The organism is Sorangium sp. So ce448 (assembly GCF_051520915.1).
In the GTDB taxonomy this organism is placed as follows: domain Bacteria; phylum Myxococcota_A; class Polyangia; order Polyangiales; family Polyangiaceae; genus Sorangium; species Sorangium cellulosum_B.
On sequence record NZ_CP150343.1, the window covers coordinates 6,766,643 to 6,785,466 of the forward strand.

Consider the following 18,824-nt stretch of genomic DNA (forward strand, 5'->3'; position numbering starts at 1 on the left):
GCGCGCTGTAGGGCACGGCGCCGCGCGGCTCGGGTTCGCGTCGCTCGACGAAGGCGAGCTGCGCGAGGCCACACGCCGGCTCTGCACCGCGCTGCGCGCCCGCCCCGACATCCAGCGTGGCCGTACGATGTTGTAAGTGCGTATCCGCGATTGGCGCTCTGCTGGAGGAGCGCAGTCCGGGATTCCCAGGATCGTATGTTCGCGATACGCTCTGGGGATGCCCCGGTCCCTGACCCCAGCGCGTCGCCCGAAAGGGACACCGACGTGGCTGGGACACAGAGGCGGCACGGAGGTGCTCGATCGTGTTCCATTCTTCCTCGTTCGATTCACAACCTGATTCCCAGAGGAGAGACAGCGCGCGCGGCGTGGTCGCGCTCGCTGATCGACCGGCTGACTCGCGCCCGGCCTCTTCGCGCCGCTCGGTACGGCTGCGAGGCCGCCTCATCGACGGGCGTTACCAGGTCGATCAGCTGCTCGGGCGCGGCGCGATGGGCGAGGTCTGGCGCGCGCACGACGGCGTCCGCCGCGCCGATGTCGCGCTGAAGTTCCTCACGGTGGCCCGGGGCGGGCGGAACGTCGACGCGATCGAGCGGTTCCGCCTTGAGGCGCGGGTCGCCGCGCAGCTCGGGCAGAAGACCCGCGGCGTCGTCGCCGTGCTCGACGCCGGCGAGGACCTGGCGGCGGGCCCGTACATCGTGATGGAGCACGTGCGCGGCAGGTCACTGCGGCAGTTGCTGGACGAGCGAGGGACGATCCCCGCCGTCGAGCTCGCGTCGCTGCTCCGCCAGCTGGGAGAGGCGCTGTCGGTGGCGCACGGCCTTGGCGTCGTGCACCGGGACATCAAGCCGTCGAACATCCTTCTTGTGGAGGGGAGCGACGGCCATCTATGCGCCAAGATCACCGACTTCGGGATCGCCAAGTGGGTCGGCCAGGATCGGCCGGCCGATTTCCGCCGCCGCACCGCGGACGGCGTGGTGCTGGGTACGCCGGCGTACCTGAGCCCGGAGCACACGTGTGACGGCCTGGGCGGCCCGCAGCTCGACATGTGGTCGCTCGCCGTCGTCGCGCACGAGGCGCTGACCGGGCGGCAGCCGTTCCCGGGCCGCAACCTGGCCGCGGTGCTCGCGGCCATCCTGGTCAGCGGGCGCCCCCCGCTGGCCACGGTGTGCCCTGGAGCGCCGCCCGCCCTCGAGGCGTGGTTCGCGCGCGCCTTCGCCATCAGCCCGTCGGAGCGGTTCCCCAGCGTCCAGGCGATGATCTCTGCCTTCGAGGCCGCGGCGGGGGTGACGGTGGCACCGCCGGCAGCTCCGCGGAGGCGGCGCTGGCGCGTCGCGGCGGCCGGGGCGGCGCTGGCGCTCGGAATCGCGCTGCCCGCGGCGCTGCTCTGGGGGCCGGCGGGGAGCGACGGCGCGCACCGCGTGGACGAGGTGGTCCGCGACGCGGCGCGCGCCGCCACCCGGGTCGCCGACGCCGCGCAGGCGATGACGGCGCGCCTGCTGGAACGCCAGGGCACGGCGCCCTGATCGCGGATCTCGCGCCGCGTCCGCCTCATGGGGACGCGGGCGGGGCCGTCCAGGAGCTCGGGACGGTGGCCGGCTACTTCGCCCAGAGGACCGAGAGGTCGAGCTCGATCGCCTCGAAGGGCTCGACGCGGACGCGAGCGGCATCGCGGTGGACGGCGGCGGGCCCCCACCCCCGACCCGAGGAGAGCGAGAAGACCTCCAACGTCCGCGCGATCGGGTCGACCAACCACACGTGCCGCACGCCCTCACGCCCGTAGATCGGCATCTTCTCGTCGCGGTCCACATCCTCGGTCGAAGGGCTCAGCACCTCGCAAATCCAATCCGGGGCGAGCGGGAAGAAAGCCGTCGTGGGCAGCTCGGGCATGCGTTCTCTACGCCAGCCAGCGATGTCCGGTACGACCGCCTCCACCTCACCCGGCACCGCTGGGTCCGGGAAATGCAGTTCGGGCGCGTCCAGGATCCACCAGCCGCCAGGCCCCCCTTTCCCTGCATCGAACGGACCGCCGAGCTCGATGCCGAGGCGAGACGATGCGCGTGCATGAGGCGGCGCCGGCCTGGGGAACACGTGCAAGGTGCCCGCGATGAGCTCCGCCACCTTGGTCGGCGGGACGGCCTCGAGATCGGCGTACGTCGCGCGGCGCTGCTTGGCGGCGGGCGGGCCCATGGCGGAAGCCTGCCGGGGGACGAGCGGCGCGGCAAGGCGGCGAGGAGCAGGGGTCCGGCGGCGCGCCGGCCGGGGCGCTCCTCGACGCGGGGGCACGACGGCGACCGCTAGCGATCACAGCACAAGACGTGTGTGACGCCGCGTTCCAGGGAACCGCTCACGATCTCGGAGTCGGTCGACGGGGCGCACGTGCCAGGCTCGTTGAACAAGAACACCGATCGCATCGCCGCAAGCCGCGCGCTCGTCGCCCTGGTGCAAACAGGGGGGCTGTGATTGGTGGTGTACTCAGCCACGACCTCGCTGACGCAGTCTGGATCCTGGTACAGCATAACCTCCGCCGTGCAGTTTCCGCCGCTCGGCGCGCCGCAAGAGCACGGAGAGCATTGGCGGGTGTCGTTGAGCATGGGATACTCGAACTTGCGGTCGTAACCCTTCCAGCACTCACCGTTTTCCTGAGGAGGGTAGCACGTCACACTGAGCGTCGGTGCGTACCCGGGAGGATCGGACTTGCAGGCCCTGATGAACCGTAGACTGCCCATCGACGGTTTCGGTACCGGAGACACCGGAGCGCACGGGGCGAGGGTCGACGGCTCGAACGTCACTGTAGCGACGGCGTCTCCCGGGATCGGCTCTTCGGCTGCTGAACAGGAACCGTCCCATGACGCGCCGGCTTCGAGCGTGCCGACGGCGTCCTCGCGAGAACAGACTGACGCGCTGGCGGTCACCTTCGACGGCAGTTCGCACTCGGCCGGCGTACATTCGCAGGGCTCACACTTGTCCTCCGCGCTGAACCCCTCTGCTTCGAAGTACCCTTCCCATACAAGCTCCGCGCTAAACGCCTCGCACTGCTTGAACGCGCCAGCGCCCTCCATGAGGACATATACTTGCTTGGTTAGATCGGGCTCCGGTAGCTCCGGGGGAAGTTCTATCGAGTAGCACCCGAGCAGTGCGAACACTGCAAGGAGGTATGATGCATTCGACCGCATCGTGGGTACCGCCCTTCAGTTGAATTTGTTGGAGCAGCAGAAAACGCGCGGTTCTCCGCTGACGAGATCGCCGATTACCTGGGAGACGGGCGACGTCGGCGTGCACGTGCCCGGATCTTCATGGGTGAGCGCCGCACGCATCGCCGCGATCGGAAGGGGATCGATGTCGGTGCACCGACTGTCGTTCTGGTCGACGCCGAATCCACCTCCGATGATCTTGGTGGTACAGGTGGTTTCGGCATACACGAGCAATTCAGCCTCGCAGTGTCCACCCACCGGAGCCTCGCAGGAACATGGGGCGCATGTGCGCGCGTCTCCGATTCGTTCCTTGAACTCAAATCGCATGTTGAACCCTGGCGGACACAGTCCGTCATCTTCGGGGGAAATGCACGTTTTCCATTGATGCTCTGGCCGAATCCCTAATCCAATCGGACAGGCCTTTGCAAAGTTGCCGAAGATCGGCGGCGGGTCGAACGACGGCGAGGCAGCGCACTCGGCAGCGAGTGCCGGCGGGTCGAAGGTGACCGAGGCGAACACCTCGCTTGGTACAGGAGGAGCAGCCTTGCGGCACACGCCCCGTTGAAGCTCGTCCGCATTGTGATCATCGAAGACGATCTGGGTTCCGTAGTCGCCGCAGCGCAGCGACCTGTGTGCTGTCACGCTCGACGGCAACGTGCACAGGGCCGGTCCGCACGTGCACACGCCGCACTCCTCGACGGCACGCACGTCAGCCCAACCCTCCCAGAAGTCCAGCCGGTGCCCCGGACATGCTGGCGCATCGGGACTCTCGTCAACCCAGAGCCATACGGCGTTGTCGTCCGTCCGCGGGGCATAGACACCGTACGCATCGAGCCCGTCTCCACACGCTGTCAGCATGACGGCGACACTTACAAAACAAGCGCTCGACCGCATCAGAACCCCTCCCGCCGCTCAGTAAAAGTCCTTCTGACAAGGGATCAGGCCGTCGCAGGGATCGAACTCCTGGGTCGGCGTCTTCATGGCCTGCCGTGCGGGAGCGGCGGGGCGGGTCGCGCGAGGCCGCGGCGGGACGGGCGGCGGCGCAGCCTCGGGGAGCGGCTCAGGGCCTCGAGCGAGCGGTCGAGCGGAGGGCGGCGGCGTGGCTCGAACCGCAGCAGCCTGGACCACCGGCCCCAGGCATGGCGCGGCTCGGCGGGGGGGCTCGCGCCAGAGGACCGCGGCCGCGCTGCCCAGCACGAACGCCAGCGCGAGCACCGCACCGTACCAGCGCGCGCGGGAGCGTCGCTCCGGGGTGGTGCTTGACTCCCGAGGGGTCGAGGGCGCCGGCGCGACCGGCAGCAGCGGAGAAGGCGGAGCGATCGAAGGCGCCGACGCTACCGGCAGCCGCGGATCGAGGTCCGGGAGCTCGGGCGCTGGAGGCGCCGACGGCGCAACCGGCGGCGCGTGGGCGACGTGATCCCGCGCGTCCCGCGGCGGGACGGCGCTCTTGAGCGTGTCGGGCGTATCGGGAGGGCGCGGCGGTGCAACCGGCGCCGCGTGGGTGGCGTGGTCCTGCGCGTCCCGCGGCGGCGCGCTCCTGGCCGTGTCGGGCGCTTCCGAGGGGCGCGGCGTGGGCACCGCGCTGGCTCGGCCCACCTGTTCACCCGAGCCGAGCGGTTCCGCCTCGTCCTCCATCGAGATCGGCGCTTCTTCGTCCAGCTTGCGCCGCGCGCCGGACGGCGCGGCGAAGATGTCCGCGTGGGGAAGCTCCGGCGGCTCGCCGAGCTCTTCCCACGCGCGGGCGAAGGGCGTCAGAACAAGGAGCATCCTTCGGACGCTCACCAGCCGTCGCTTGGGGTTCTCCTCGAGGGCCCCCTTGATCATCATCCGAAGCATCAGAGGCATCCCGACGGGGAAGCTCGTGGGCTCGGTCCACATCGAGAGGGGGCGTTGGCACAAGAGCTCGTACATGACGGTGCCGAAGCCGTAGACATCCGCGCGAAGTCCTATGCGTCCACCGGAGAAGCGCTCCGGCGGTGCGTACCCGTACGGATCGCGCAGAGCGTCGTCTGGGCCGAGCTGAAAGAGCCGAACGAATCCGAAGTGCGTTATCGCGTACCGGCCCTCGCTCACGACGAAGACACGGTCCGGACTGAGGGCGCCATGGATCATGGAGAGCTCATGAGCGCGCTCGAGACAGCGGCCAAGGTCGATCAGCACCTTGAGCGCGGCCGAGCCGAGGTCCTGCCCGCGCATGGCGTCGAGGAGCGGGACCGCGCCGCTGAGCACGGGGGTCGCTGCCCACGCGACGGAGCCGCTCACCCCCCCGTAGAGCACGCGGACGATCTCCGGGACGTCGTCGGAGAGGCGCTGCAGGCGCGCGAGTTCCTCAGCAAACGCGCCCGCGTCGAGGCCCGCGCCCTCGTGGACGTGCAACCAGACGAGGTCTCCTTTGTCGCCGACCTGCCGCGCGAGGAAATGACGGACCAGGCCGCGTTCCTCGTTGAGCAGCTCGTGGCCTTCCCAGATTTCACCCGCCGCTACCATACGAGCGTGACCTCCGCGCCGGCGCCTCGCGGGCGGATCTCGGCCTTCCGCGGCCAGACGACGTAGACGATCGTCGCTGCACCGAGCGCGGCGCCGGCGACGAGCGCAGCCGAGCCCAGGCCACGGAACAGGCTCGCTCGCGTGTCGGCCGCATCCGCTTCGTCATAGATCTGGCGGTACTCCGCGCTGCTGTGGAGCATCGAGCCGTCGTTCAGGCGGGCCACCTTGGCGACGGTTTCGCGCCCGGCGAAGTCGCCTGCGACGTGAAGCCCTGCGCCGGCGCCGAGCAGGGCCGCCGATGCGGCCGCGCCGGAGCCGATGATCCAACGATTGCGCGCCTGCGCTGGAGCACTTGCGGCAGCCTTCGTGGTCTTGAAGGCGAGCGACACGTGCTGCGACTCGCCCTCTGCCACCTTCACGGCCGCACGGGCTTCTTGCCCCTGCGGTCCGGTCGCCGTCACCTCGTGCTGTCCGGGCGCGACGAAGACGGAACGGCCCTCGCTCACCTTGCGACCGTCCACGAGGATCCGCGCCGTGCCCCGCGGGGCGCTCACGTGGAGCTCGGCCACGCGTTGCCGCACCGCCGCGAGATCGGCGCGTCTCACCTCGTAGCGACGGCGCTCGACGTCGTTGGTTGGCTCGGGCATCTGCTCGACGCACGCGGTGAGCTCCTCCGCGGCCTTCTCGATGCGCTCGAGCCGCAAGTCGAACACCCCGAGCTGACACACGGCCATCGTCGAGGGCTCGAGCGCGTTGACCCGCGCCCAGAGATCGCGAGCGCGAGCGAGCTCGAGCCGCTTGGCGGCCTTCTCCGCCTCGTCGATGAGCTCCTGGACCTCGCGGGCCCGCGGGGGAGGGTCCGCGGCCGCGGCTTGGAACGTGGAGGCAAGGACGGCTGCCAGGGCGGCCGCTTGCCACAGATGGCCTCGTAGACTAGACGCACGCACGGTTCACATCGGCGCAAACGAGGGGGACCACAACGCCGCGCTGACCCGTTCAGCGCGGCGTTGCCATTGATATCACATCGCTGACCCGGGCGAGCGTGCAGAAGCGCTGCGTGTTCCGTCCTTGCATTGCGCGCACGCGCCGAAATTTCTCATCTGTAGTCGAGAAAAGCGCAGCAACGGGTGACGGCTCACGCGGCGGTCCATGGCCGCGGAGGGGCGAGGCGCACGGAATCATGGTGGCTGCGGGCGCCAGCCATACGTGCGCGATCCGGCATGACGGCTCTCTCACCTGCCGGGGGGACAACTCGTTCGGCCAGCTGGGTGTTCCGCACGCGATGGCGGTCTATCGAGCACGCCGATGAGCGTGCTTTTTCCCGCGTCGCTCGGCGCGGCGACAATCACGCAGATCGCGTTGACCGAGCAGGCGACCTTCGCCATCGACAGCCAGCTCCGACCCCTCGCCAAGGTCGTCGCGGTGAGCGCCGGCATCTTCCACACGTGCGCGCTCGTCGAGGGGGCGTGCGGCCCCACGGGCCCTGGCCAGGTCCTGTGCTGGGGCAGAGGCACCCTGGGTCAGCTCGGCGACGGCACCGGGACGAGCTCCGCGATCCCCGTCGAGGAGCACGCGCCCTGAGCGCTCTCGCGGACACAGGCCGCGACGCGCCCTGAACGGCTGAAGAGTCACGGAGTCGTGGCATCAGGAGGGCTGGGGAGGGCGTAGGGGTCGCGGCCGGCGTCCTGGAGGCGCTGCGAGGCTGCAGCGATGGCCGCCAGGCGGATGGCTTCGGCATGTTCCTGGAGGTCGGCCCACGCCTCGGCGGACAGCGTGCGCTGCGCCTGTTCAAGGAGGGCAGCGTAGTCCTCGGGGAACTCGACCTCGCGGAGGGAGGTGCAGAGATCGCGGAGTAGGAGGGCGGTGGCGAAGGACGCCTCGTCGTCCTGCAGGCTGAAGAGGCGGAGCTGGAGCTCCAGTGTGATTCTCTGACCAAAGCGATCGTATATCCGCCTGCCGATGTCCAGGGCGCGCTCTGCGAGGATCAACGCCTGGTCCGGAGCGCCGACAGCCGCGGCTGTGTGTGCGAGGTAGCCGTGAACAGCCTGCTCGCCAAGTTGATTCCGCATCTCGCGATGGCGGGCGAGCACCTCCAGGAAGCGCTGAAAGGCTTCCTCGGGCTCGCCGGCCGCAAGCGCCACGAGACCAAGGCTCTGAAGGCAGTTGGCCTCGCCGAGGCGATCGCGAATCTCGCGAAAGATGGCCAGAGCGAGGGTGTGGGAGGCGCGAGCGGCATCGAGGTTTAAAACGCGCCTTTCGACGTCGCCAAGGCTCTGAAGGCAGTTGGCCTCGCCGAGGCGATCGCGAACCTCGCGAAAGATGGCCAGAGCGAGGGTGTGGGAGGCGCGAGCGGCATCGAGGTCGTCGACGCGCATGTCGAGGTCGCCAAGGTGCTTCAGGCAGGTGGCCTCGCCAAGGCGATCCTGGGCCGCACGGGAGATCTCCAGGCCATTCTCGTATGCCTTCCTCGAGCGTTCGAGATCGTCACGGAACCTCGCCACTTCGCCTTCAAGGACCAGGGCAGCCGCAACTGCGCCATGATAGCCGATCCCCTCCGCCAGGCGCCTCGCCTCTCTTGCGCTAACCAGCGCTTCGTCGAGGGCATGGTGATGAACCAGCAGCTTCTGCCCGAGATTCAGCCATGCATCCGCCAGCGCGGCCGGCGGCGGCGCCTCCGGCGAAGCCATCGCCTCGTGAAGCCGGGCTGCTGTCGCCCTCAACTCGTCCAGCTCATCGGTGGATCCCGCCGGGCGTCGCGCTTCTTCGGGCAGTGCTGAATCGCCCAGCGTGGCGCCCGGGAGCGCTTCCACCTCGCATGTCCCTGATCGCACGTCGAACAGATCAGGCGCCACCCGGGGCAGATCGGCGGCGCGGTCCGGCGAAAGCACCAGCACGAGCGGTCCCACGATCACGCGCGCCAACGTATCGCGCGCGACGTTGAGCGCCTGAATTGCGCGACCTTCCGCTGTGTCGAGCAACGACGCTGTATCTGGCACGACGACACCCCGGAGCGGCTGGACAGGCCCCGCGGTCTCCAGGAGCTCTTCCACGGCGCGCACGCCCTGCGCTCCATCCGGCAGGAACTGGAACGCCGGGAGCCCCTCCTGCCCGCTCCATCCTCGCATCCGCCGCAACACCTCGGCCCGCGCTGCGCCAGACGCCAGCACCACGAACAACGCGAACCGGTCCGCGCGCCGCAGTCCCCGGCGGAGCGCCCTGAGCCGCTCCTCGGACTCGTCGGTCAGGTCGGCGATGGGCTCGGCAGCCGACCCCGGCAGGTACGCCCCCCCGCCCGCAGGTTCACCCGTGCTCACGGTACTTCCGGCACCGCTCCACGAGCGGGTGGACCGCGTGCCACGGGTCCGGACCGCCGTTCTGATATTCGAGGACGAACAGGTTGAGCAGCAGGTCGCGCTTCACCCCTTCCTCGCACTGATCCGGAAATCGATTCGTCTCTGCGATGTGGCGCAGAATCGGCACATATCGCTCAGGCAGCGCCCGCTCGAAATCGGCCTGCAAGATGGCGGCGGCCCGCTCTACCGAGGCCGCGGTCACCGGAGGGTCATCGTGCTCATTGCTCGCTGCCCGCACCATGTGGAGCGCGTGCCGGATGCAGCCGCCGCTGAGGCGCGCGATTCGCTCCGCCGCCCTGTCGCCTTCCTCGAATAGACGATCGAACTGCACTCGCTTCTTGAGCAAGTCTACCAGCGCGGTCACGCCGCCCTGGTTGTCCCCACCGCCCTCCGCGGCGCGCCGGCGGACCTCGATCATCGGCACGACGACGATCTCGCCGCCGTAGAGCCCGCTCAGCCCCGCGCCGGCCGGCGCGTAACAGAGGTACAGCGGAACCGTGATGACGAGGTGCGCGTCGAGGCTCTTCAGGGCGCCCATCCGCTCCCGGTAGAGCCGCTCCACCCCCTCATGGTGTGCCTGGCTCAGCTTCTCCATGTTGTCGATCAGCACCACCAGCGGACCCGCGCCGTCGTCCGGCGCCTCCCTGGTCGCGGCGAAGGCCTTGTTCAGCCCCTCGATCAGCACGGCCGTCGTGGAACGCAGAGCAGTGCGGATATCCTTCCGGCGCTCCGCGCTCGGCAGTCGGACCTCGCCGAGGATCCGGGTGAGGGCCTCCGAGATGTCGCCGGGAAGGTTGGTGATCGTCTTGCTCAGCGCCTCCTTGATCTGGTCCCTCCACAGCGGCATGAGCACCTTCACGGCCGCCGCCTTCCGCTGCTCATAAACGAGCTTCCACAGCGCGAGGAGGATGTCCTCGAGGTCGATGTCGGTCCGGTTCAGCATCACGTCGGCGTCGAGGAACAGGACCGTCGCGAGCGGAGCGCCGTGAGAGGCCGTCTCCAGCTGGACCTTCATCCGGAGGAGCTCGGTGGTCTTCCCGCTCCCGAGGTGACCGCTGACGAAGTGGAGGGTTGGGATCCCACCGGACCGACGGATGTTGCGGACGATCCGGCCAAGGCGATCGCTGCCGCGGATGGCCGTCAGGTTGGCGAACAGGCTGGAATCTTCCCGGGGGTCCAGCGGCGAGTAGGGGTCGCAGAGGCGGACGGCATCGTCCAGGTTCTGCGCGGGCGGCGGGGTCAGCACGCGGCTGGAGACCGCATGGCCGCGGAGAGTGGCGATCGGGGCGTTGCTCATGGCAGAGGAGCTCCGGGGCGGACGCTACCACAAGCCTGGCTGCACGGCAGCGTCACCGCCGCCCGCGTCCCCCCGCCGGACTGGCGCGATGGCGACGGCTTCCCCCCTTCGCCACGGCGAGCACCCGAGCCGCACGAACCACCCTCCACGCATCGCTGCCTCGGCACAAGCATCCAGCGCGCTCTTCTCGCTTACCTCGGTAGACCGCTCCTCGACGGGGCGATCCATCCTTGATGCGCTGCGGAGCCTGATCCAGAAGAACACGCCTCCAACAAAAGATGGGTCGCACCCATCTCCGGGGTGGACGCGCCTCGGCTCGTCCAGGATCCACCAGCCGCCAGGACCCCTCCCCGGCGATCACGAGGCCAGCCAGGCGGGCTTGAACAGCAGGAGCAGACCGAGCAGCACCATGATCGCTCCGCTCAGCAGCTTGAGCCATCGTCCCTCTCTCTCCTGCAGCTTGCGGCGGCTCAACGTCGCCACCGCGATGCCGACCATGATCATGTCGTCCGCCATGTAGGCCACGTTGTAGAGCCCGAGATAGGCGTAGTGCTGCCACGCGGGGAGGCGCTTCTCGGCGAGGAGCTGGGTGTAGAGCGCCGGCAGGCCCGCGGTGCAGAGCAGCTCGACCACGTTGACCATGACGGCGAGGACGCCCGCGGCCACGAGCGCGGAGGCCAGGCTCTCCGCCCTGACGACGGCCCGCATCCTCGCGTAGATCCCCGGCTTCACCGGCTCAGGGATGCTGAGCGACACGCCCCGCTTCCACGCGAAGAAGTCCTTGATGTGGACCGAACCGGCGAGCACGGCGATGGCTCCCAGCGCGATCTGCACGGCACGCGAGGCGCCGACCAGGAGGAAGAAGTTCAGCCAGGCAGCCATGAAGGCGAAATAGGCGAGACCGCTCACGAGCACGAACACGCCGGCAATCAGCAGCATCTTCGCCCGGCTCCGCAGCGTGGCGAGGAAGGAGAGGAGAAAGAGGAGCACCCACATGGCGCACGGGTTGAAGCCGTCCACGAGCCCCAGGAGGACGGTGAACGCCGGCAGGCCAAGATCGCGGACGTCCAGTCGCCCGAGGACGGGCACGTCGACGACGCCCGCGCGCGGCGCGGCGCCGTTGGCTGGGCACGGCGGCTGCTCCGGCTCGAGCGGACACGACGCGGCAGGCTCGCCGGCCGCGGTGGGCGGCGGCGGCGCGCTGTCGAGCAACGCCTCGATGCGCCGGCCCGTCGCGTCGCGCCCGGCGTACCCAACGACGAGCACCCCGCGCACATAGAACGCGGGGACGCTCACGGCGGCGGTCGACTGCCCCTCCGCGATCGCCCTCAGCCGGTCGAGCGCCGCGCGGTCCTCGACGACATCCGCGACGATCGTACGCAGGCCGGGCCGACGGCCCTCGAGCTCGGTCAGGAAGCGCTTGGCCTCGTCGCATCGAGGGCATCCTTTACGGGCGAACAGCTCCACATCGGCGCGCGGCTCGATCGGCGCAGCTCGCCCGGAGTCGCTCCAGAGAAGCGAGAAGGCGAGCACGCACGCCACCAGCGCTCGCACGACGACGGCAGGTCGCATGCGGAGCGGCTGTCGCACGATGCATGCTCAGCGGATCACGTGAGCAGTCCACGAGCGCAGCCCACGAGCGCGGTTCACAAGCGCAGCGAGCGGCCTCGAACGTGGCTCGTGATGCATAACGCGCGTTTACAGGGCACAGCGATTGCTGGGTCTGGCGGACACATCACAGCGATCCCGCGAGCATAGTCCATGGTGTCACAGCGCGACGCACCTGGGCCCGAGCGGCCGTCCTTGAGGAGCGGCGCGCTCGTCGTGTCGACGCTCTCCGGCTTGCTGGGCGGCGCCGCGGCGCACCTCGAAGGACGCGCGCGTCTAGGAGACATGCTCTGGGCGGCCGGCGCGCTCATCGCGCTCGCCCTGGTGGGCGCGCGCATCCTGGCCGACGTGCTGAAGAAGCGGGCCGGCGTCGACGTCATCGCGCTCCTCGCCATCGGCGGCGCGCTCTTGCTCCGGGAGTACCTGGCCGGCGCGCTGATCGGGGCGATGATGGCGACCGGCAGCGCCCTGGAGGGGTACGCGGCCGCGCGCGCGCGGCGCGAGCTCTCCGCCCTCCTCGCTCGCGCTCCCCGCACCGCCCACCGCCGCGAGGGGACCGACGTCACGACCATCCCGATCGGCGCCGTCGTCCCCGGCGACCGCCTGCTGGTCAAGCCGGGCGAGATCGTGCCGGTCGACGGGGTCGTCGTGGGCGCGCGGGCGCTCCTCGATGAATCGGCGCTGACCGGAGAGCCGCGGCCGGTCGAGAAGGCACCTGGCGACCGCGTGGGCAGCGGGACCACGAACGCCGGCGCGGCCTTCGAGCTCCGCGCCGTCGCGAGCGCGGACGAGAGCACGTACGCCGGCATCGTCCGCCTCGTGCGGCAGGCGTCCGCCTCGAAGGCGCCGCTCGCCCGCCTCGCCGATCGCCATGCCATGGTGTTCGCCGCGCTCTCGCTCGCCATGGCCGCCGCGGCGTGGGGGCTCTCCGGCGACGCCGGCCGCGGGCTCGCCGTGCTCGTCGTCGCGACCCCCTGCCCGCTGCTCCTCGCGGTGCCCATCGCGATCGTCGGCGGCATCTCGCGCTCGGCCCGGCGCGGCATCGTGGTGAAGGGCGGCGCCGCGCTCGAGGCCCTCGCCCGGGCGGAGATACTGCTCCTCGACAAGACAGGCACGCTCACGTTCGGCGGCCCGCGCGTGACCGGAGTCACGTGCTTCCGGTCGATCGAGGACGACACGGAGGTGCTCCGCCTCGCGGCGTCCCTCGAGCAGATCTCGTCGCACCCGCTCTCCGCGGCCCTGGTGCACGCTGCCCGCGAGCGTCGCCTCGCGCTGTCCTTCCCGGAGGGCGCTCAGGAGGCGGCCGGCGCCGGCATGACGGGCCGGGTGGACGGGCGCGCCGTCCGCGTGGGGAGCGCCGAATGGGCGGCGCAGGGCGCGCCGCTCCCGGAGGACGCCCGCGCGTTCCGGCGCCGCGCGTCCCGCGCCGGTGCGATGACCGTGTTCGTGGCCGTGGACAGCAGCGTCGTCGGCGCGCTGACGCTCGACGACCCGATCCGCCCCGATGCGCCGCGGACCTTGCGGGCGCTGCGGCGGGTCGGCGTTCGCCGTGTCGTGATGGTGACGGGCGATCACCCCCTCGTCGCAGAGACGGTCGGCGCCACGCTCGGCGTGGATCGCGTGCTCGCCCAGCGCTCGCCGGAGGAGAAGGTCGCCGCCGTGCGCGAGGCGCGCGCCGAGGGGCTCACCGTGATGATCGGCGACGGGATCAACGACGCTCCAGCGCTCGCCGCCGCCGACGTCGGCGTCGCGATGGGCGCGCGCGGGGCCACCTCGTCCGCCGAGGCGGCCGACGTGGTGCTGGTGGTGGACAGGCTCGATCGCTTCGCCGAGGCCGTGACGATCGCGCGCCGCGCCCGCGCGATCGCCGCGCAAAGCGCGATCCTCGGCATGGGGCTGTCGCTCTTCGCGATGGGCGCGGCGGCGTTCGGCTTCCTGCCGGCCGCCGCCGGCGCGCTGCTGCAGGAGGCGATCGACGTCGCCGCGATCCTGAGCGCGCTGCGGGCGCAGAGCGGCGGGCGCGGCGCGAGGAGGCCAGCCCTCGGGGAGGCCATGAGCCGCCGGCTGGAGCTGGAGCACGACCAGCTCATCCCGATGCTCGATCGGGTGCGGGTCGTCGCCGAGCGCATCGACCACCTGGCGAGGGAGGCGGCGCGCGCAGAGCTCGATGCGCTCGACCGCTTCCTCCGCGAGCGGCTCCTCCCGCACGAGCGCGCCGACGACGCCGAGGTCTATCCGGTCATCTCCCGGCTGCTCGGCGGCGAGGATCCTCTGGCGCCCATGAGCGCGACGCACCGGGAGATCTTCCGCCTGATCCGGCTGTACGAGCAGCTGCTCGGAGAGCTCGACCCGCGCGGGCCCACGGCCGCGGACGTGCAGGATTTCCAGCGGATCCTCTACGGGCTCCACGCGGTGCTGCGGCTCCATTTCGCGCAAGAGGAGGAGCTCTATGCGTCGCTGAGCGAGCGCTACCACGCAGACGCGCCGGCGGCGCCGTGGCGCGATGCGGTCGGATCGAGCGACTCTCCGAGGAGCCGGCAGACATCCTGCTCGGACACCGGCGAGTAATCCTCGTACCAGAGCCCGACCGAATAGACGGGATCCCGGATATAGCAGTACACGAACTCGCGTGCCCGCCCCGAGAGCTGCGCGACCGCGGCATACGATGCGACGGGGACCGCGATGACGATGCCCGCCGGGCCGCCTTGCTCGACGGCCGTCACGGCGGCGCGCATGCTCGCTCCGGTCGCCACGCCGTCGTCGACGAGGAGAAGCGTCCGATCCCGGATGTCAGGCGCCCTGTGGCAGCCATAATAGACGCGCTCCAGGCGCTCCACCTCCCGGGCCTCCACATCGACGAGCCATTGCACCGTCCTGTCCGAGACCCCCAGCGCACGGCAGAGCTCTTCATCGACGACCCGAACGCCGCCGCTCGCGACGGCGCCGATCGTCATGTGATCATTGTCCGGGGCCACGATCCGGCGCGCAATCAGCACGTCCAGCGGCACCCGCAGCAGCTTCGCTACCTCGAAGCCCACTGGCACCCCGCCCCGCGGCAGCGCCAGGAGGGTCACGTCCTCCCGCCCCGCATAGGCGGTCAGCCGCGACGCGAGCTGGCGGCCGGCGTCGGCCCGATCTCGAAACGGCATGTTCCCCTCTCCATCCGGCGTCGCTGGGATCTCCGGCGGCGCTCGGTGCAGGGTGCAATTGTCTCGCCACGCATCGCGCCTGAGACCACCGGGCCGCTCTGGTCTGGCCGCGTCTCTGGCCGCGTCCGCGCGCGATGTCTGGACGCGACGAGCGCAGCGGCACGCGGGCTGCTTATCCATCCTGCTGAGCCGCCAGACTGGACCAACTGTACTACGAGGTGGCAGGCGTGCGATCGAGCGCGAGCTGGCCGCGACGCGAGGCTCAGTGAAGAGTCCACCCGAGCTGGCGGCGCCGATCGAGAGGGAGCAGCAATGTCGAATCGAGCTGTGTATCGCGCATGGATGCTGGGGCTGGCGATCGCTTCCGCCGTCTCGGCCGGGGCCGGCTGCGCCTCGCCGCCGAAGCAGCCCGCCACCGCGGAGGACGCCCGCCAGCGGACCTTGTTGTTCAACGTGACCAGCGGCCAGGAGGATGTGCACGCGGCGACCATGGCCCTCATGGCCGCGAGCAACTCGCTGGATGCCGGGTGGTCCACGATCCTGTACTTCAACGTGCACGCACCCGCGCTCGTGTCTCGAAATCTCTCGGACAGCGTCGCGCTCGCGGGCGAGCGCCCCGTGAAGGAGCTCCTGGCCGCCGCGATGGCCAAGGGAGCCAAGGTGTTCGTCTGCCCGCATTGCATGCAGGTTGCAGGGGTGAAGGCCGAGGAGCTCGTCGAGGGCGCCAAACCCGCGACCCTGCAGGCCGTGCTCGATCAGCTGCGCGGGGACGTCATTTCCCTCTCGTATTGACCCAGGCGCGACGCCGGGGCGGCGGTCGCCGCGCGCTCAGCGCGACAACCATCGCTCGCTCAGCTACTTCTCCGAGCCTCCGCGTGCACCGCGTCGTCGCGGCGATCGACTGCGGCACGCTGGTCAACCCCGATCCAGTTCGCCCTCTGGGCGTGGAGCGCGTGGAGCGCGTGGAGCGCGTGGAGCGCGTGGAGCGCGTGGGGCCCCCGCCCCGGCAGGATGACGCCGGTGGCCGAGCCGTCGCATGCATCCGGGCTGTCGGCCGAGGCGATGCTCACCGTCGACCTCTCGAGCGACGGGAACACGTATGTCGACGGCAACCACGTGGCGGACGCTGCAGCGGTATTGCCGGGGTGCGCGAGGCCCTGGCACGCCCGGACGGAAAGCCCGTGTCAGTGCACCTCGTGTCGGATCCGGGTCACGGGTTCGGTGCGGCCGCGACGAAATGCGCGCTATCGAGCCGATACGTTGCTGCCCGGAACGGTGAGTGGGAGCCGTTCGAGGGCGTGACACAACCTATCACCGTCAATTTCGTGTGCTGACGCTCGCTCGGCGCACGGGCGTGTGCCCGGCGCCGAGGCGCGCGTGTGATTGCAAACATCGGTGTCGGGCGCGGCCTTGCGGCCTCGATGATGAGAGTCGCGTGGTAGGACATCGTGGTTGCGTCGAAGGGAACCGCCTCTATGCTTGCGCGCCAGTGTTCGACACGGGGGGTGGGGGGATGTTCACACGACGTCAGTTCTTCAAGATCGGGGCGGGGGGCACGACCCTTTTCCTCCTCGACAGGGTCGGCGGCTCCGTTCGCACGGCGTGCGCGGCGATCCCCGGCGGCACGCTCGACCCGCTGGTCGTGGACAAGTACGTGACGCCGATGCTCGTCCCGCCCGCGATGCCGCGAGCGGGCAAGATCACGCTCCACGGCGGCCGGTTCATCGACTACTACGAGATCGCCGTGCGGCAGTTCGCGCAGCAGATCCTGCCTCCTCCCTACCCGGCGACGACCGTGTGGGGATACGGGCCGAAGGTCGCCCAGGGCGAGCCCAGTATCTTCCACGCGCCGTCGCTCACGATCGAGGCGGATCACGAACGACCGGTGCGGATCAAATGGATCAACGAGCTGGTGGACGCCGGCGGCAACTACTTGCCTCATCTCTTGCCGGTCGACCAGACCTTGCACTGGGCGAATCCGCCGGGAGGCAGCGAGGGCCGCGACATGCGCCCGGAGTTCAAGGAGACGCCGGGACGTTACACCGGCCCCGTGCCCATCGTCACCCACGTGCACGGCGCCGTGAACGTCGGCGACGAGAGCGACGGTTACGCCGAGGCGTGGTATCTGCCCGCCGACGCCAACATCCCAGCGGGGTACGCGACCGAGGGGACCTGGTACGATTTCTTCGCGGCGAAGGCGCTCGCCAAGTTCGGCGTGACCTGGGGGCCTGGATTCGCGATCGCCCAGTATCCGAACACGGGTCGGGCCTCCACCCAATGGTATCACGATCACACCCTGGGGATGACGCGCGCGAACGTGTACGCCGGTCCGGCGGGCTTCTACCTGGTCCGCGGCGGCCAGGGCGACGTGGTGCTGGACGCGCGCACCCACAGGCCGGCCGTGCTCCCCGGCCCGGCCCCTTCGCGGGGCGACGCCCCCAACACCCACTATCGCGAGATCCCGATCGCGATCCAGGATCGCTCGTTCAACTCGGACGGGTCGCTGTTCTACCCGGACACCCGGGCCTTCTTCGACGGAATCACCGGTCCGTTCATCCCGCAAACCGACGTCCCGCCGATCTGGAATCCCGAGTTCTTCGGCAACATGATCATGGTGAACGGCAATACCTGGCCGTTCCTGGCGGTCAAACAGCGCCGCTACCGCTTCCGCTTCCTCAACGGCTGCCAGTCGCGTTTCCTGATCCTGGATTTCAATCAGATCCCGGGCGTGGAAGTCTGGATGATCGGAAACGAGGGCGGCTTTCTGGATTCACCCGTGAACCTCACCGCGACCAACGGCAACAGGCTGCTCATGGCGCCGGCCGAGCGCGCGGATCTCATCGTCGACTTCGGCCGTGTCCCGAAGGGCCGCCACATCCTCGCCAACGTCGGCCCGGACGAGCCGTTCCGCGGCGGCGTGCCAGGCGTCGATTTCGACCGGGCGGACCCGGCGTCGACCGGGCAGATCATGGCATTCGACGTGATGCGCACGCCGGGATGCGATCACAGCACACCGCCGTGCTTCCTGCAGTTGCCGCCCGCTCCGCCGCTGCCGTGCGAGGACAGGACGCGACCGCTCGTCCTGAGCGAGGCCACGTCGGTGGACTTCCCGGATGCGCCGGTGGCGGCGCTGCTCGGGAGGATCGAGGACGATAAGGTCGAGCTGCTGGCGTGGGAGGACGAGGTCACCGAGAATCCGCAGGTGGGGGAGACGGAGGTCTGGGCGCTCCACAACTTGACGGGCGACGCCCATCCCATCCACATCCACGAGACCGTGTTCGAGGTGATCAATCGGCAGGCCCTGGACATGGAGGCCTCGTCGGAAGGGCAGTTGCCGCCGCTCGTCGGCGCTCCACGTCCGCGGGAGCCGTGGGAGACGGGCTACAAGGACACGGTGATCGCCTATCCAGGCGAGGTGACGCGCATCCGGGCGCGCTTCGCCACCGCCGGCCAGTACGTGTGGCACTGCCACATCCTCGAGCACGAAGACAACGAGATGATGCGGCCGTACCGCATCGGCCCCGTCCAGCGGGGACAGCCGACCTGAGGGGCGCGACGAGGGGCGAGGCCTTCCACGCGCGGCCGCGGGATCGCAGGACGAAGAGCGCCGCGATGGCGGCGACGAGCAGCCCTCCGGGAGGCTCGCCGCCCGGTGCCGCCGACGACGCCCCCCGCTGTCTCGGTCCGCCGTTACGACGTCGAGGTTCATGCCCTCTGCGCGATGTCGACGCAGTGCACC

16 protein-coding genes are annotated in these 18,824 nt (G+C 70.1%); 6 read left to right on the forward strand and 10 right to left on the reverse strand.

The window, feature by feature from the left end; translation table 11 throughout:
* The first annotated feature begins 302 nt into the window (after positions 1-302).
* The gene (locus WMF45_RS25450) at positions 303-1,523 is read left to right on the forward strand and encodes a serine/threonine-protein kinase (protein ID WP_437719412.1); all 1,221 of its coding nucleotides are present in this window, start codon (positions 303-305) and stop codon (positions 1,521-1,523) included.
* 73 nt (positions 1,524-1,596) lie between these two features.
* Here the strand turns inward: WMF45_RS25450 and WMF45_RS25455 are convergent, their stop codons facing one another.
* From WMF45_RS25455 to WMF45_RS25475, 5 genes are all read right to left on the reverse strand, one after another.
* Entirely contained in the window at positions 1,597-2,187 is a 591-nt protein-coding gene (locus tag WMF45_RS25455; RefSeq protein ID WP_437719413.1) for a Uma2 family endonuclease, read from the reverse strand.
* Between the two features lie 107 nt (positions 2,188-2,294).
* Entirely contained in the window at positions 2,295-3,173 is an 879-nt protein-coding gene (locus WMF45_RS25460; protein WP_437719414.1) for a hypothetical protein, read from the reverse strand.
* A 15-nt stretch (positions 3,174-3,188) separates the two neighbouring features.
* Entirely contained in the window at positions 3,189-4,049 is an 861-nt protein-coding gene (locus WMF45_RS25465; protein WP_437719415.1) for a hypothetical protein, read from the reverse strand.
* A gap of 54 nt (positions 4,050-4,103) precedes the next feature.
* The gene (locus WMF45_RS25470) at positions 4,104-5,678 is read right to left on the reverse strand and encodes a protein kinase (protein WP_437719416.1); all 1,575 of its coding nucleotides are present in this window, start codon (positions 5,676-5,678) and stop codon (positions 4,104-4,106) included.
* Complete coding sequence (locus tag WMF45_RS25475; protein WP_437719417.1) at positions 5,672-6,625, reverse strand: hypothetical protein; 954 nt, start codon at positions 6,623-6,625, stop codon at positions 5,672-5,674. Before WMF45_RS25475 ends, WMF45_RS25470 begins: the two co-directional genes overlap by 7 nt.
* Positions 6,626-6,858: 233 nt before the next feature.
* Between WMF45_RS25475 and WMF45_RS25480 the strand changes: the two genes are divergently transcribed.
* Positions 6,859-6,987 carry a hypothetical protein gene (locus tag WMF45_RS25480; protein ID WP_437719418.1) on the forward strand — a complete coding sequence of 43 codons (129 nt, stop codon included), beginning with the start codon at positions 6,859-6,861 and terminating at the stop codon, positions 6,985-6,987.
* Complete coding sequence (locus tag WMF45_RS25485; RefSeq protein WP_437719419.1) at positions 6,984-7,259, forward strand: hypothetical protein; 276 nt, start codon at positions 6,984-6,986, stop codon at positions 7,257-7,259. The genes WMF45_RS25480 and WMF45_RS25485 overlap by 4 nt, the downstream gene beginning before the upstream one ends.
* Positions 7,260-7,306: 47 nt before the next feature.
* Here the strand turns inward: WMF45_RS25485 and WMF45_RS25490 are convergent, their stop codons facing one another.
* From WMF45_RS25490 to WMF45_RS25500, 3 genes are all read right to left on the reverse strand, one after another.
* Positions 7,307-8,992, reverse strand: coding sequence for a tetratricopeptide repeat protein (locus WMF45_RS25490; RefSeq protein ID WP_437719420.1), 1,686 nt, complete (start codon positions 8,990-8,992; stop codon positions 7,307-7,309).
* Positions 8,979-10,328, reverse strand: coding sequence for a hypothetical protein (locus WMF45_RS25495; RefSeq protein WP_437719421.1), 1,350 nt, complete (start codon positions 10,326-10,328; stop codon positions 8,979-8,981). Before WMF45_RS25495 ends, WMF45_RS25490 begins: the two co-directional genes overlap by 14 nt.
* A gap of 357 nt (positions 10,329-10,685) precedes the next feature.
* A complete protein-coding gene (locus WMF45_RS25500; protein ID WP_437719422.1) occupies positions 10,686-11,900 on the reverse strand; it encodes an NrdH-redoxin in 1,215 nt (404 codons plus the stop codon).
* Between the two features lie 189 nt (positions 11,901-12,089).
* On the opposite strand from WMF45_RS25500, the gene WMF45_RS25505 reads away from it, so the two are divergent.
* Complete coding sequence (locus WMF45_RS25505; protein ID WP_437719423.1) at positions 12,090-14,504, forward strand: heavy metal translocating P-type ATPase; 2,415 nt, start codon at positions 12,090-12,092, stop codon at positions 14,502-14,504.
* Here WMF45_RS25505 and WMF45_RS25510 read toward each other — a convergent pair.
* Entirely contained in the window at positions 14,405-15,085 is a 681-nt protein-coding gene (locus WMF45_RS25510) for a phosphoribosyltransferase (RefSeq protein ID WP_437719424.1), read from the reverse strand. The two genes, WMF45_RS25505 and WMF45_RS25510, sit on opposite strands and share 100 nt — an antisense overlap.
* A 312-nt stretch (positions 15,086-15,397) precedes the next feature.
* On the opposite strand from WMF45_RS25510, the gene WMF45_RS25515 reads away from it, so the two are divergent.
* Positions 15,398-15,877, forward strand: a complete 480-nt coding sequence (locus tag WMF45_RS25515) for a DsrE family protein (protein WP_437719425.1) — start codon at positions 15,398-15,400, stop codon at positions 15,875-15,877.
* 59 nt (positions 15,878-15,936) lie between these two features.
* Here WMF45_RS25515 and WMF45_RS25520 read toward each other — a convergent pair whose 3' ends face one another.
* Positions 15,937-16,155, reverse strand: coding sequence for a hypothetical protein (locus WMF45_RS25520; RefSeq protein ID WP_437719426.1), 219 nt, complete (start codon positions 16,153-16,155; stop codon positions 15,937-15,939).
* A gap of 443 nt (positions 16,156-16,598) precedes the next feature.
* Between WMF45_RS25520 and WMF45_RS25525 the strand changes: the two genes are divergently transcribed.
* The gene (locus WMF45_RS25525; RefSeq protein WP_437719427.1) at positions 16,599-18,632 is read left to right on the forward strand and encodes a multicopper oxidase family protein; all 2,034 of its coding nucleotides are present in this window, start codon (positions 16,599-16,601) and stop codon (positions 18,630-18,632) included.
* Positions 18,633-18,824: the final 192 nt, after the last annotated feature.